The 12,192-nt window shown below is 44.2% G+C and carries 13 protein-coding genes; 4 read left to right on the top strand and 9 right to left on the bottom strand.

The features are described 5' to 3' along the window. Positions 1–78 precede the first annotated feature (78 nt). The 6 genes from IDJ75_RS21335 to IDJ75_RS15290 all read right to left on the bottom strand — a co-directional run bounded on the left by IDJ75_RS21335 (position 79) and on the right by IDJ75_RS15290 (position 5,342). Positions 79–219: a winged helix-turn-helix transcriptional regulator gene (locus IDJ75_RS21335; RefSeq protein WP_262892105.1), complete on the bottom strand. Its 141-nt coding sequence runs from the start codon at positions 217–219 to the stop codon at positions 79–81. Between the two features lie 17 nt (positions 220–236). Next, positions 237–437: a winged helix-turn-helix transcriptional regulator gene (locus tag IDJ75_RS21330; protein WP_262892104.1), complete on the bottom strand. Its 201-nt coding sequence runs from the start codon at positions 435–437 to the stop codon at positions 237–239. Positions 438–783: 346 nt separating this feature from the next. Beyond that, complete coding sequence (locus IDJ75_RS15305) at positions 784–1,560, bottom strand: helix-turn-helix domain-containing protein (RefSeq protein WP_317173782.1); 777 nt, start codon at positions 1,558–1,560, stop codon at positions 784–786. A 34-nt stretch (positions 1,561–1,594) separates the two neighbouring features. Then, positions 1,595–2,503, bottom strand: a complete 909-nt coding sequence (locus tag IDJ75_RS15300; protein ID WP_191176499.1) for an SDR family NAD(P)-dependent oxidoreductase — start codon at positions 2,501–2,503, stop codon at positions 1,595–1,597. A 471-nt stretch (positions 2,504–2,974) separates the two neighbouring features. Further along, positions 2,975–3,973, bottom strand: coding sequence for an alpha/beta hydrolase family protein (locus IDJ75_RS15295; RefSeq protein ID WP_191176498.1), 999 nt, complete (start codon positions 3,971–3,973; stop codon positions 2,975–2,977). 397 nt (positions 3,974–4,370) lie between these two features. Continuing rightward, positions 4,371–5,342 carry a helix-turn-helix transcriptional regulator gene (locus IDJ75_RS15290; RefSeq protein WP_191176497.1) on the bottom strand — a complete coding sequence of 324 codons (972 nt, stop codon included), beginning with the start codon at positions 5,340–5,342 and terminating at the stop codon, positions 4,371–4,373. A 121-nt stretch (positions 5,343–5,463) separates the two neighbouring features. Between IDJ75_RS15290 and IDJ75_RS15285 the strand changes: the two genes are divergently transcribed. The 4 genes from IDJ75_RS15285 (at position 5,464) to IDJ75_RS21510 (ending at position 9,197) form a co-directional block, all read left to right on the top strand. Then, the gene (locus IDJ75_RS15285; RefSeq protein ID WP_191176496.1) at positions 5,464–6,558 is read left to right on the top strand and encodes an FAD-dependent monooxygenase; all 1,095 of its coding nucleotides are present in this window, start codon (positions 5,464–5,466) and stop codon (positions 6,556–6,558) included. Between the two features lie 257 nt (positions 6,559–6,815). Next, complete coding sequence (locus IDJ75_RS15280) at positions 6,816–7,556, top strand: SDR family oxidoreductase (RefSeq protein WP_191176495.1); 741 nt, start codon at positions 6,816–6,818, stop codon at positions 7,554–7,556. Between the two features lie 15 nt (positions 7,557–7,571). After that, a complete protein-coding gene (locus tag IDJ75_RS15275; protein ID WP_191176494.1) occupies positions 7,572–8,480 on the top strand; it encodes a helix-turn-helix domain-containing protein in 909 nt (302 codons plus the stop codon). 495 nt (positions 8,481–8,975) lie between these two features. Then, positions 8,976–9,197, top strand: coding sequence for an NmrA family NAD(P)-binding protein (locus tag IDJ75_RS21510; RefSeq protein WP_191176493.1), 222 nt, complete (start codon positions 8,976–8,978; stop codon positions 9,195–9,197). Here the strand turns inward: IDJ75_RS21510 and IDJ75_RS15265 are convergent. From IDJ75_RS15265 to mnmE, 3 genes are all read right to left on the bottom strand, one after another. Beyond that, positions 9,172–9,777 carry a phage integrase SAM-like domain-containing protein gene (locus IDJ75_RS15265; RefSeq protein WP_191176492.1) on the bottom strand — a complete coding sequence of 202 codons (606 nt, stop codon included), beginning with the start codon at positions 9,775–9,777 and terminating at the stop codon, positions 9,172–9,174. The two genes, IDJ75_RS21510 and IDJ75_RS15265, sit on opposite strands and share 26 nt — an antisense overlap. Then, the gene (locus tag IDJ75_RS15260; protein ID WP_191176491.1) at positions 9,770–10,201 is read right to left on the bottom strand and encodes a helix-turn-helix domain-containing protein; all 432 of its coding nucleotides are present in this window, start codon (positions 10,199–10,201) and stop codon (positions 9,770–9,772) included. Before IDJ75_RS15260 ends, IDJ75_RS15265 begins: the two co-directional genes overlap by 8 nt. 540 nt (positions 10,202–10,741) lie before the next feature. Then, positions 10,742–12,109 carry a tRNA uridine-5-carboxymethylaminomethyl(34) synthesis GTPase MnmE gene (mnmE, locus tag IDJ75_RS15255; RefSeq protein WP_191176490.1) on the bottom strand — a complete coding sequence of 456 codons (1,368 nt, stop codon included), beginning with the start codon at positions 12,107–12,109 and terminating at the stop codon, positions 10,742–10,744. Positions 12,110–12,192: the final 83 nt, after the last annotated feature.

Below are 12,192 nucleotides of genomic sequence, written 5' to 3'. Positions count from 1 at the left end.
CCATTAAAAGTTGATCGATAACCATTAAAGTATTGCTGTGATTTAATCATGATCGCCTAATGATAAAAAATAGTATTATCATTTCACAATGGGATCCCAGATACCCCGCTGTTCCGGCGGTGCGATCTGATTTCCCCAGTCATACATAGCTTTCAGCACCGGAATAAGCGTTTTGCCCAGTTCGCTTAACTCGTATTCTACCCTCGGCGGTTTTTCCATATAAGTATGACGGATAATCAGTCATCCTCTTCCAGTTCCTTCAATTGCTGGCTGAGTATTTTGCGTGAAATATCAGCCATTTGCACACAAAGCTTGCCAAACCGTACCTTCCCCCCGTTCAGCAAGCGCACCAGTATAATGGGTTTCCATTTGTTCCCGATGTAACCTACCGTTCTTACAACAGCGCAGTTTTCGGGATTTTGCAACATCTTTCTCATTTGTTAGTTACCAATAGGTTACCACTATTTTGCTTTAGTTACCTGTTTGTAACCACTAATAGCGATAATGCTGTCAAATATAGTGCATCTGCTTTAGTTTCTTTGTGAAACAAAAGCAAAATAAATAGAAAAATGGAAATACAGAAGCAAATGGTCAGGGACCTCGAAGGAAAAATAGCATTGGTAACGGGTGGCACCAAAGGCATCGGTAAAGCGGTAACCGCGAGATTATTGTAGGCCGGAGCAACGGTTATTGTTACGGCACGGAACGAACCGGATGACCATAATAAACCCTATCATTTTATTACTGCCGATCTGGCTATCAGTAACTTGCTAACCATTAATATTACTCCTGTTTTTGCCGCAGCAGATCAGAAGGAGAAAGATTAAAATGCTTTTTAAAGGCGAAGGAAAAATGAGATAAGGCTTCAAAGCCCAGTTCAACAAATATATCAGACGGCCTTTGATGCTTCTTTTCAATCAAAAAATACGCTTCCGCTAAACGCCGGCGTACCAACCAGTGGTTTGGCGCATCGTCAAATATGCTTTTAAAATCCCGTTTGAAGGCCGACAGGCTGCGTCCGCTCAGGTAAGCGAAACGTTCCATGCTAACATTGAATTTATAGTTACGGTTCATAAACGCTTCGAGGTTTATTTTTTGCGGAATGCCGTAATCAAACAATACACCCGCCATTTCAGGCACTTGCTTCAATAAGATCAGTAATAACTCCTCCCGCTTCACATCAGCAAATAATGGCTCCAACTTTCCGGACTTATAATAAGGAACCAGTGAATGAATAAAGTTCGCTGTCAGCTCGTTAGGCGGCAAGGATAAAACCGCTTCTGCAGACCTGAATTTGCCGGGCTCAGCTTGATGGGCAACCTGAAATTTCTTTAAAAAGCTCTCATTCAGGGTAATAAATACTTTGGCAATTTCGCCATCTACCTTCTCCTTAGCATAGCGCAGCAAGTTATTTTTACGAATGAGTGAGGCCTGTCCCGATCTGAAAGTATAGGTTTTGTTCCCGTCATACAGGCGCATAGTCCCTTTGATCACATAGCAAAAGGTATGCTCCGGAACAAACTGTTCTGCCGATATTTCCCCAATGATATAAGTTTTCACATCTCCCATTGCATATCAAATTTACAACATTTGCTTAAACCCGGGTTAGTAAAGCACGGGTTTCAGCCACAACGCGGTCTTGAAATCCGGTATCCTGAGCTAATTTAGAACCCAGCATCGGCCGGCCTTTCTCATCGAAATATACGCCGGTTTTCCCCGATTGGTCTGTCAGGATGCCCGTTATGGTTTTGGCTGTTTTTTCGGGTGTGCTTTTATATTGGGCAACGGCAGGGAACAATGAGAATATTTTGCCAAACAGGTATCGTATAATAGCATTGGTGTCCTCGCCGCCAAGATTGGTTCCGTGGGTTATTCCCGGCTCCACTGCATTGATACATAGCCTCGGGTTTTCCCGTGCCAACGCCATAGCCGCTACCAGAATGCATTGCTTTGACGTAGAATAAGCGTCCATTCCTGCCATTTTAGAACCTTCTGCCAGCCACTCCCCGCGGGCGCTGTCTTCGGCCGAGATATAACGACCGCCTTTAAACCCCATCATTTTTACGGGTTTACGCTCCGGGTCTTCAATGGCGGATACCACAAATAATACATGGGCGCCATCTGGAAGATGAGGTGCCAACGCTTCCGTCAATGCAAAGGGGCCGAGATGATTGGTTGCATAAGTCAGATCCCATCCCTGGGCGCTTTTACGCGCCTTCCGCGACATGATGCCAGCGTTATTGAGCAAGCCCGCGATCGGCAAACCAAGATCGAGGATCTGTTTTGCCGCATGCCGGACGCTGCTGATATCCGATATATCGCAAACGATGGATACAGCTTGCTGTCCGTTTTTTTCGATAGCCGTTTGTACTTGGGCAAGTTTTTCTTTATTACGGCCAACCAGGATCACTGTGCCATATTTTGCCAGTTCCATGGCCGTTGCCAGACCTATGCCTGAAGTTGGGCCGGTAATGATATAGGCTTTCTGCTTACTTGTCATCATTTTTCCTGTTAATGTGTAGGACAAAATTACACGGACTAATACTACTGAGTTATCCTGAGAAGCCCAGACTGACTTTCCTGAGCGGCTCAATTACAGACCACCAAGCCCTGTTAAAAACATCTCAAGGAAAAAATGGATTTATTCTTCACCTCGCTGCGATATTCCCATTTGAGTAATACGTTTGCCAAATAAAACCAGCAAAATCTTCTGTTAACCATACTCTATGAATATCCTTCCGGAAATTTATCGCGATTACCTGAACCGGCAAACATGGGGCGGGCTGCAAATATTTGTTATTGAATATTTGTATTACAATGATCAGGAAACAGGTTTGACCAAATACTGTTTATCAATCACGATTTTACCTTCGCTGCCATTTACAATATTGCGTCTGGTATTAAAATCTGTTTATCTTCTTTAATATTTGTTCCCACTTTTATCTTTCTCATTAAAATTTTGTTTTAAGTCCGATTAACACTTCCAGCCAATGACTACACTTAGCCATGCATCAACCTCTTGAGCCAAACGGAGAGGATTGTTCCCCTGACAATGTGCATCAGCACCTGTTTCTGCATCAAGTATAACCAAACTCTTTTTTGACGAGGGAATTGCAGCGTGCCATTCTTCTGTTTGTTTCCTCCAAACAGCACCTTCCTGTGTGCCAAGGACAGAAAGAAATGGAACATTCACCGTACTCGGGTTCACAACTACGCTTTTCCAATTTTGAAGTGGTTCAGGTGAATCGGTAGCTCCAGCCTTCCACATTACCACCTGAAAATTTTTGCTTGCTGCATCCGACATGACAGCCTCACCAGCCTTTTGTTGTTTTGCAACTTCGGTAAATAGTTCGTAAGGACAGCTAAGTACCGGTGTAGCAATAACCGCTGCAAGTCTCTTTTCATAAGCCGCTGCGCGGCAGGCGAAGTAGTCCCCAAGACTCATGCCTAATAACGCCAACCTATTGGAGTTTACTCCAAAACAGGAGATCAATTTATCGATTACCATTGATATGGGACGTTCAGTCTCGGGCTCCCAGTAAAGTCCCTGTTCCTGTACAAGCCCCTGACCTGGTAAATCGACTAAAGCTACTGAATAGCCACGGTAAAAATAGTAATGTCCCTGAGACAAGAACCTATCTTCATGACAGGTATCTGCTCCGCCAATTACCAGCACAGTTGGTGCAAAAGAATCGTTCGACTGATAGAAATGCCCAGGTAATTCGCCATTTTTATATGGAACACTAAAACGTTTCACCGGAAGTTCCAATTCTGCCATAGCTTTATCGAATAGCCTTTGACTGGTGTGAAATAACCTCGTGAAACAATCGCCCGGCGCAACAAATTGCCACGCCATACGATAACATACAAAAGCTTTCAATCTGGCTTCCCCGGCAGCACGGTTACATCTGCGCTCAATCCATGTGTCGGCTTGTAGATCAAGCAATTCACCCTGACGTTCAAATGCTTGCATCCAGGAATCTACGTTTCCATCCTCAATTTGATTGGCAACATGAAATGCTTCACCTGCAGACAAGCCTCCTGCCGGCCCCAGCCTAGTGCGCCAATAAAAAACAGATTCATATTGGGATCTGCGAAGCGATAACGTTGATTTAGTCGTTGTGACGGATTGAAACGATTAAGGTTTACATTTTCTTTTTGCATGATCTTGAACTATAATGCAAAAATATCCGCAGTTTTATTGATAAAATATACAAAAAAAAATTTAAAAATAGTCGGATAACTTTATAAATGAAAGCTATGTTATTGAAAGTCTATTATCATTTAGCGGAAAATTTCGGTATGTTTTTTCCTGATGATACCTGGGAAAAGTTAAGGAGGATATATTTTAAGCAATTAAAAATATTCGACTATTGGCCAGAAATGGTGATGAAGCTTTGAACATACTTTTTGGGCTTCTTACCAATATGCTTTTCAAAAACCCTTGTAAAGTGCCCCAGGTTCTCAAACCCCATCTCATAGGCCGCTTCTGACACTGACATGTTGTTCTCACGCAAGAGCCGTGCAGCTTCCTTCATCCGCAGATGCTGGTAATAGTCGTATATGCCCATCCCAAAGACCTGCGTAAAGATCTTGCGTAATTTTAATTCGTTCATACCGGCGATCTGCTTTAGTTCTGCAATGGTAACGGGGCGGCTCAATGACGAGGCGATTTTGTCCCTTACCTTATAAACAGCCTCAATTTCTCTTTTGTTCAGTTTCCGACCGGCAGTAGCATTCTTACGTTTTTTTAAACTTTCAAAAAGGTGGAAGAGCAACTCCATGGCCTTCATCTTGTAATAAAAGCCTTTCATAGCGTTTGGTTCTTCCCGTTTCACTATGTCGTTTACGGTACGCAAAATATCATCAGTCATGAGTTCTTCTATCCAGAAGTGGTTAGCGCTATCAAAAACGTATGCAAAGTCTGCAGCCTCTTCCCGTAAAAAGGCTTTCAGGTACGCTGCGCTGACGCTGATGGACACGTGCGACATCCGTGTACCTTTTTTAAAATGCAACGTTTGGCTTATAGCATAGGGAAATATGCGTACAAATGGTGGTTCCATCGGGCCACTGACATTATTGTTTTCAATTTGGTCTGTCGCACCACCATCGACTATGTTGTAAAATACAAAACCTAACCCATCGCTTATGCCGGACTGACCGGTAACACGCGTAAAATCATCCTTCACATCGAAAGCACCAAAGTGCATCGCCATCTCAGGCAAAAAGCTAAACCCTTTAAAAAAGACCACCTCAAGATGTTGCATAAGGTCCTCTAAAATAACGCCAAGCCTGTGGGCAAACTGACGAACATCGTTGTCTATAAGATCAGCGCTCTCCATTTTTATTTTTTCGACCATTAATAGTTGTTTATCGAATATTTTACTTATAAAACTACCGATAATTTTGCTTTGTAAATAAGAGTTTAACAATAAATAAATTGAAAAATGAAAAAAAAAAGTATTGATTTCTGGTGCTAGCTTTGCAGGACTGACATTAGCATACTGGCTGAATAAATTTGGTTACGACGTAACCGTTGTGGAATTGGGAAAGGATTTGAGAACAGGTGGCTCGCCCATTGATGTGCGTGGTGAAGCATTGGATATAGCAAAGGAAATGGGTATTTATGATCAGATCAAAGCCGGTGAATTTGTCCATACCGATGAGGTCGTGGATGCCGACGATCATACACTGGCTAAATTTGCCATTAATACTTTGCCGGAATACCTGGGTGATATCGAGATTCACCGCGGCGACCTGGTAAAAATTATCTACAGGGCCCTTCCGAAAGATGAAGTGGAGATCATTTTTGGCAATAGTATAGCCACATTGATCCAGCAGGAAGGTCAGGTGGAGGTGTCTTTTGAAAAGGGGGAGCGTAAAACCTATGATCTGGTATTCGGAGCAGATGGCACCCATTCTATGATAAGGAAACTTGTTTTTGGACCAGAGGAAGACTTCAAAAACTTTCTCGGCCTCTACTTTGCATTTGCCAAAGCGGATCAGATCCAAACAGGCAGGCCTCAGTCAACCGGCATCGTGTATCGCGAATTGAGCAAACAGGCCGTGATCTATCAGTTCAAAGATGCAGCGAACGCTATCCTTCTGTTCAGGGCACCCAAGTTAAGCTGGAATTACCGTGACCGCGAACAGCCGAAGCGGATCTTAAAAGAATACTTTGGGCGTAACACCAATTGGAAGATCCCGGGCATTTTGGATGCCATGCTCGTTGCTGATGACCTTTACTTTGATGAGGCCTGTCAGATCAAAATGCCATCCTGGACAAAAGGCCGGGTGGGCCTGATCGGTGATGCGGCCTATGCGCCGAGTTTTTTTACCGGTATGGGTACCAGTTTGGCGATGCAGGGGGCAACGCTGCTGGCGAAGGAATTACACACCCATGAAGATCACCAAAAAGCTTTTGCCAATTATAATGAAAGGTTTAGACCCTTTGTGGAGCGTGTTCAGGCACGCGTCACTTACAGTTTGAAGATCCAGTTGCCTGAGACAGAGGAAGAACTGCAGGCGTCGATCAGGGCTTTGAGTAATGACCAATAATTTCGTATTTAATGGCTCAGTTATGATACAGGCATATTTGCTACTATAAAAAAATTGAAACTGTACCGGAGGATTACTTCAACAGCGACCAACTATGCATAAAAGGATCGCCTGTGGTTCACGATGTGGTAGAAATGGTACAAGTGTCACCGAATCATCGTCGATCCTGCCGCAGCCAAATCGGCTACACATCTCACCAGATCGGCTACAACTAAAATCAGCCATTTTCAGAAATTTGCCTGAATAATCAGAAAGATATGAAAAAAGGTATCGAAGGAAAAGTAGTAGCCATTACCGGTGCCAGCAGCGGGATCGGCCAGGCCACGGCAGAATTACTGGCCAAGTACGGTGCCAAAGTGGTGCTGGCCGCAAGGCGCACGGATAAACTAAAGGACATCGTTGCTGCCATCCTGCAGAATGGTGGCGAAGCTGCCAGCATAGAAGCAGATGTAACACGTAAAGAAGATGTAGAACATCTGGTTACATTCGCTTTGGCCACCTATGGGCGGCTGGACGTGATGATCAATAATGCCGGTGTCGCACAGTTGTACCGTATGGAAGAGCTGGATGTGGAAGGCTGGGAACAAATGATAGATATTAACCTGAAAGGAACGTTATACGGTATCGCGGCAGCTTTACCTGTATTTAAAAAGCAGGGTTCAGGACATATCGTCAATATCATCTCTACGGCGGGCATTGCCATCGTTCCGCAAATGGGTGTCTATGCCGGCACCAAAAATGCGGTTCGCACGATCAGTGAGGCTTTACGCCAGGAATCCGAGGGCCGCTGGCGGGTGACGGGCATTTCGCCGGGCTATGTTAAGACGGAGTTCGTCAGCAACATCCGGAACGAGGCACTCAAAAAGGCTAACCAGGAAAAAGCCGATCAGATCTCCATTCCTGCCTTGTCGATCGCGGAGGCGGTGGCCTATGCGATCAGCCAGCCGGACAATATCGATGTCGGCGACATCGTCATTCGCCCTGCGTTACAAGGATAAATTTATATTTACACTATGGATCCAAAAGCACATCATTTCTCCGACATCAGCGATCTGCTCATCATGCTGGATTTGCCTGCGCCGTCCCATCCCCTGATCGCGCTGGTTAATTATGACCGGATGGTCATGGATCTGAGTGATGCCGGCAGCTGGTTTGTGCTGGACTTCTACAAGATAACCTTTAAAAGGACATTTAACGGAAGCGTCAAATACGGACCAGGCAGTTATGACTTTAAGGAGGGCGGCATGGCTTTCATCTCGCCTGGTCAGATCGTGCAAAAGACGGCTGACCGGGGCGATTATGAGGGCTTTGCGCTGTATTTTCATCCCAATCTGCTACGCGGTCACTCCCTGGCCGAAAAGATCCACCAATATGGTTTTTTTTCCTATGCGGTGTCAGAGGCTTTGTTTCTTTCTAAAAATGAAAAAGCAACGATGAACCAGCTTTTCCAGGCGATGGCTGTGGAGCTGGAGGAAAGGATTGACCAATTCAGCGAGGAGGTGATCATTTCGCAGCTGGAACTTTTATTAAACCACAGCAACAGATCTTATCACCGGCAGTTCATGACCCGCAAAAACGCTCATCATGACCTGATCGGGCGGATGAATACCTGGCTAGATGAACATTTTGACAATGCCTTGCTAAACGGTTTGCCTTCGCCACAGGACATCGCCGCTCATTTGCAGGTTTCGCAGCGTTATTTGTCCGACATGCTGAAAACGCTGACGGGCAAAACCACCCAGGAGCATATCCATCTGCGCTTGATTGAGAAAGCCAAAACACTGCTCAGCAACAAAAGTCTCACGACTGCCGAGATCGCTTATCAATTGGGCTTTGAACATCCGCAATCATTTAACAAGCTGTTCAAGCAGAAAACCAATCTATCCCCGCTGGAATTCAGAAAGGCTTTTAATGATACCTGAGATCCGGTCCGGCAATACCCGGTTAATGAGTCGGTAGCTAAAGGAACCCCATTTACATTACCACGTCCGGACATTATCGTTGCGGTGAACGATCAACGAGAACAAACGGGAAGACAATATTAATAGCAAGACCTTTATGATCATGCGAATGACTTTTTTGAAATCCTATACCGAATGAGGTATATCTGGGATTGTTCAGGAAAAGATATGTTTCCATTATGGCGTCTGTAATGGTCTCCGGCCGGGCTTTATCAACGCCCGCCTAAAATATTAAGCGGTACAACCTTTTATCGCTCACTTATACCCAATTCTCCGCCCGGTAACGCCGGGTCAGGTCTGTAAGATGCACATGCCGGGTCGGGCAATATCCGATTTTGTCTTGCTCGGTTACTTAATACATGGCCCGAAAAAAAGGTTAAAAAGTTGTTGCGGGTTTCTCTTTCGGTACCGAATAAGACGTTTGCGGAACATAAAATAAGAAATCGATCAAATTGGATGACAGCCCTCAGCCTACCACTACGCACCATCGCTGTCTGCGGTGCCACTGGCAACCAGGGCGGCGCTGTCGCCGCCGCTTTGCTGCGGACGGGCCGCTGGTCCGTTACCGCCCTGACACGTGACCCGGGTTCCGTTGCGGCGCTCCGACTGGCGGAACTTGGTGCCACTGTTGTAAAGGCCGACCTGCAGGATGTCAGTTCGCTTCAGCGCGTCTTTTAAGCTTTATGGGATCAACTTGGCTGTGCAGATCTAAAGTTATCAAACCTTGCTTATAAGCGCGTTTCAGTGCATTCCTGAACTTGGCAAAATAATTAGCAGCAGTATTTCTGGATATGGGCCTGCCACGCCTGCTGATTCCCGGACCACTCAACATAAAGTTCTTGTAATCCTCGCACATAAATTCATCCAGATCGTTAAATATCAGATCATGTCCTGCGAAAGCAACGAAATGACGAAAAGACATAGCGTTATTGTCGCAGTCGGAATTGGTTTTGGTATAGATAAATTCCTTAAAATAATCAACAAAGCTCGCTGAACGATCCCTGTCGGACACAAATCCATATTTTCTATTTTGAATGTCAAGCATTCTTGTTGCACGTAAATTTTCAATCAGTTCCATGGTCTCGGAATTGTGCCGTCGTTCAAGATTAGTTATTGGCTTGTCATAAGTGAATAGATCTAAAAACTCGTACCGCTGCGGCTTCCCCGTTTTAGGATTTCGGAGTGGTGGTGAAAAATCAAGAAAAATAGAGTGACATCCTTTTGTTAATGCTTTTTTACGAATGTGTACTTTAGCCATTTTGTACTTGTGGATTGAATATCCTGTCAAGGTCCGCTTTGGCTACGTAGGTGTACCAGCCATCCTGAAACTTGAAAAGGTTATTCCGTTGAATGATCCGGTAAAGAGCGCCTTCTGAAATGTTGAATTTTTTCTGCGCTTCAGCCATATGATAGCATTCCGAAATCGGTGGAGGTTTGAGCTCCTTCAGTTGAACTACAGGAGGTAGCTCAAATAGCTTATCAATGTCATTTCGGTAGACAAGCGTTTTTCTTTTAGATAGGTTTACTGCATTGAGTTTGCCAATATTGATCAGATGGTAGATCATTTTATCAGATGCTCTCAAGAGTTTTGCAGCACTCTTGACGTTAAGAAATTCACCGGATGTTCCGTCCGGGTCTTTCGCATCCATGACTTTTTTTACGACTTCGTCCATTGTTGCCATCTTTCCGTTTCGGACTTTAGCCTTGTAGTTTCGCTTATTGCAAAGTCCGCTGCAAAACCTGGTTACGGTGGTCTTGGCCTGAAACACATTGCCGCATTGCTCACAAATCCTGTTTACTGTAAAATTCGAACTCATTTCAAAATCAGCTTTTTTGCATTTGCCAAAATTTTGGCAAACAAGTCTCAGGGCGATAATTTCGCCTTATACAAGGCATTAATAATCAGATTATTACCCTAGCAAGGGGAGATAACCGGCGAGTTAACTACTGATGATGGAGAAATTAATCATCGGTTGTTAACTCACCCAATTTTAAGGGGAATTAAGCGTATATAAGGCCCAATAAGCGGAAATAAGAGTATATAAGCGACTTAATTTCTCCCTAAAAATCTTGCCTCACATTTTTTTGGTTTTGAGTAACAAGATAGTACCAAATATAAGAAATACAATGCTAATTATCCAAGAATTTAGACAAGTTTAAAAGTCATAACTTATTAACAATGAGTTATTTAATTGTCAGCGTTTTGAAGTATTTGACAGGGTCTACTTGCCGATACAGAACTTACTAAATATATTCTCCAGCAAATCATCCGTAGTAACAACACCGGTTATTTCACCTAAATAATGCAGGGCCTGTTTAATATCCATCGAAAGGAAATCAGATGTGACTGTATCTATCCCACTTAGTACCCTTATCAACGCTTCTTCGGTTTTTTGCAGGGCTTCCAGGTGGCGAATGTTGGTTACCAGTGTTTCGTGGCCGCTTAGTTGCTCTTTTATGGCAGCAGTATATATCTTATTTTTCAGTTTATCAATATGCCGCTTTTCTTTGGCCGATACGATGATTGCTTTATCTGTATGCGGCAAGGCTAATAACTGCTCCTGATTTAAAAGATCGGCTTTGTTTGCCACTAATAACATGGTTATACCAGGTTTTTGCAGGCTTTCTATATCGCTATTCAAGTTGGCAAGTGTTATTTGCTCGGCATCGTAAACATAAATTAATAAAGCGCTTTGGCTTATCTTTTCCATGGTACGCTGTACCCCTATTTGCTCAATAGTATCGGTCGCTTCGCGGATGCCTGCAGTATCTATCAGGCGAAAGTTGATACCCTGAATATTTAGCACCTCCTCAATAGTATCACGCGTAGTGCCGGGAATATGACTCACAATGGCTCGCTCCTCGTTCAAAAGCGCGTTCAGCAAGGTAGACTTCCCTGCATTAGGTCGGCCTGCTATTACAGTATTTACGCCGTTTTTTATGGCGTTACCCAATTCAAATGATTGTATCAGGCTACCAATAACACGGGTGATCTCGTGGGTAAGTTTTTTTAACTGATCGCGGTTGGCAAACTCTACATCCTCTTCGGCAAAATCAAGTTCAAGTTCTATTAATGAGGCAAACTGAACCAATTGCTCGCGCAATTGCTGTAGCTGATTACTAAAGCCTCCGCGTAATTGCTGCAGGGCTATTTGTTGCGATGCTTTTGAGTTGGAGGCTATCAAATCGGCAACGGCTTCAGCCTGCGAAAGGTCGAGCTGGCCGTTTAGGAATGCTCTTAGGGTAAACTCTCCCGCTTTAGCAGCACGTGCGCCGTTTTTGATCAGCAATTTAATAATGGACTCGATGATATAATTAGAGCCGTGACAGGATATCTCAACCACATTCTCGCGGGTGTATGACCGTGGTGCTACAAATAAAGATGCAACCACTTCATCCAATTCTATATCACCATCAACAATACGCCCAAAATGCAGCGTATGCGAGGCCTGTTTGGTAAGGTCCTTACCTTTCCAAACCCGCTGCGCAATAGTTATAGCATCAGGGCCCGACAAGCGGATAACCCCTATTGCGCCTATGCCGTTTGGTGTAGCAAGTGCTACTATGGTTTCTTCTTTATTATCAGTCATTAGTCCTTTGTTGCATTTGCCAACCTCTGCAAAAGTAAAACAAATTACGGTTGAATAGTTAACCCTGTACCTTGTACTACTTT

Source organism: Mucilaginibacter rigui (assembly GCF_014773275.1).
Classification (GTDB): Bacteria; Bacteroidota; Bacteroidia; order Sphingobacteriales; family Sphingobacteriaceae; genus Mucilaginibacter; species Mucilaginibacter rigui_A.
Note: the sequence above shows the minus strand (reverse complement) of the source record. Positions and strands in the feature narration are given on the sequence as shown.

Bases quoted from the DNA above. Each gene is read 5' to 3' on its own strand.
- IDJ75_RS15295 (WP_191176498.1), bottom strand. From the start codon at position 3,973: ATGCAAGCATTTGAACGTCAGGGTGAATTGCTTGATCTACAAGCCGAC.
- IDJ75_RS15290 (WP_191176497.1), bottom strand. From the start codon at position 5,342: ATGGAGAGCGCTGATCTTATAGACAACGATGTTCGTCAGTTTGCCCAC.
- IDJ75_RS15265 (WP_191176492.1), bottom strand. From the start codon at position 9,777: ATGGCTAAAGTACACATTCGTAAAAAAGCATTAACAAAAGGATGTCAC.
- IDJ75_RS15300 (WP_191176499.1), bottom strand. From the start codon at position 2,503: ATGATGACAAGTAAGCAGAAAGCCTATATCATTACCGGCCCAACTTCA.
- IDJ75_RS15280 (WP_191176495.1), top strand. From the start codon at position 6,816: ATGAAAAAAGGTATCGAAGGAAAAGTAGTAGCCATTACCGGTGCCAGC.
- IDJ75_RS15260 (WP_191176491.1), bottom strand. From the start codon at position 10,201: ATGGCAACAATGGACGAAGTCGTAAAAAAAGTCATGGATGCGAAAGAC.
- IDJ75_RS21335 (WP_262892105.1), bottom strand. From the start codon at position 219: ATGGAAAAACCGCCGAGGGTAGAATACGAGTTAAGCGAACTGGGCAAA.
- IDJ75_RS21330 (WP_262892104.1), bottom strand. From the start codon at position 437: ATGAGAAAGATGTTGCAAAATCCCGAAAACTGCGCTGTTGTAAGAACG.
- IDJ75_RS21510 (WP_191176493.1), top strand. From the start codon at position 8,976: ATGACAGCCCTCAGCCTACCACTACGCACCATCGCTGTCTGCGGTGCC.
- mnmE (WP_191176490.1), bottom strand. From the start codon at position 12,109: ATGACTGATAATAAAGAAGAAACCATAGTAGCACTTGCTACACCAAAC.
- IDJ75_RS15275 (WP_191176494.1), top strand. From the start codon at position 7,572: ATGGATCCAAAAGCACATCATTTCTCCGACATCAGCGATCTGCTCATC.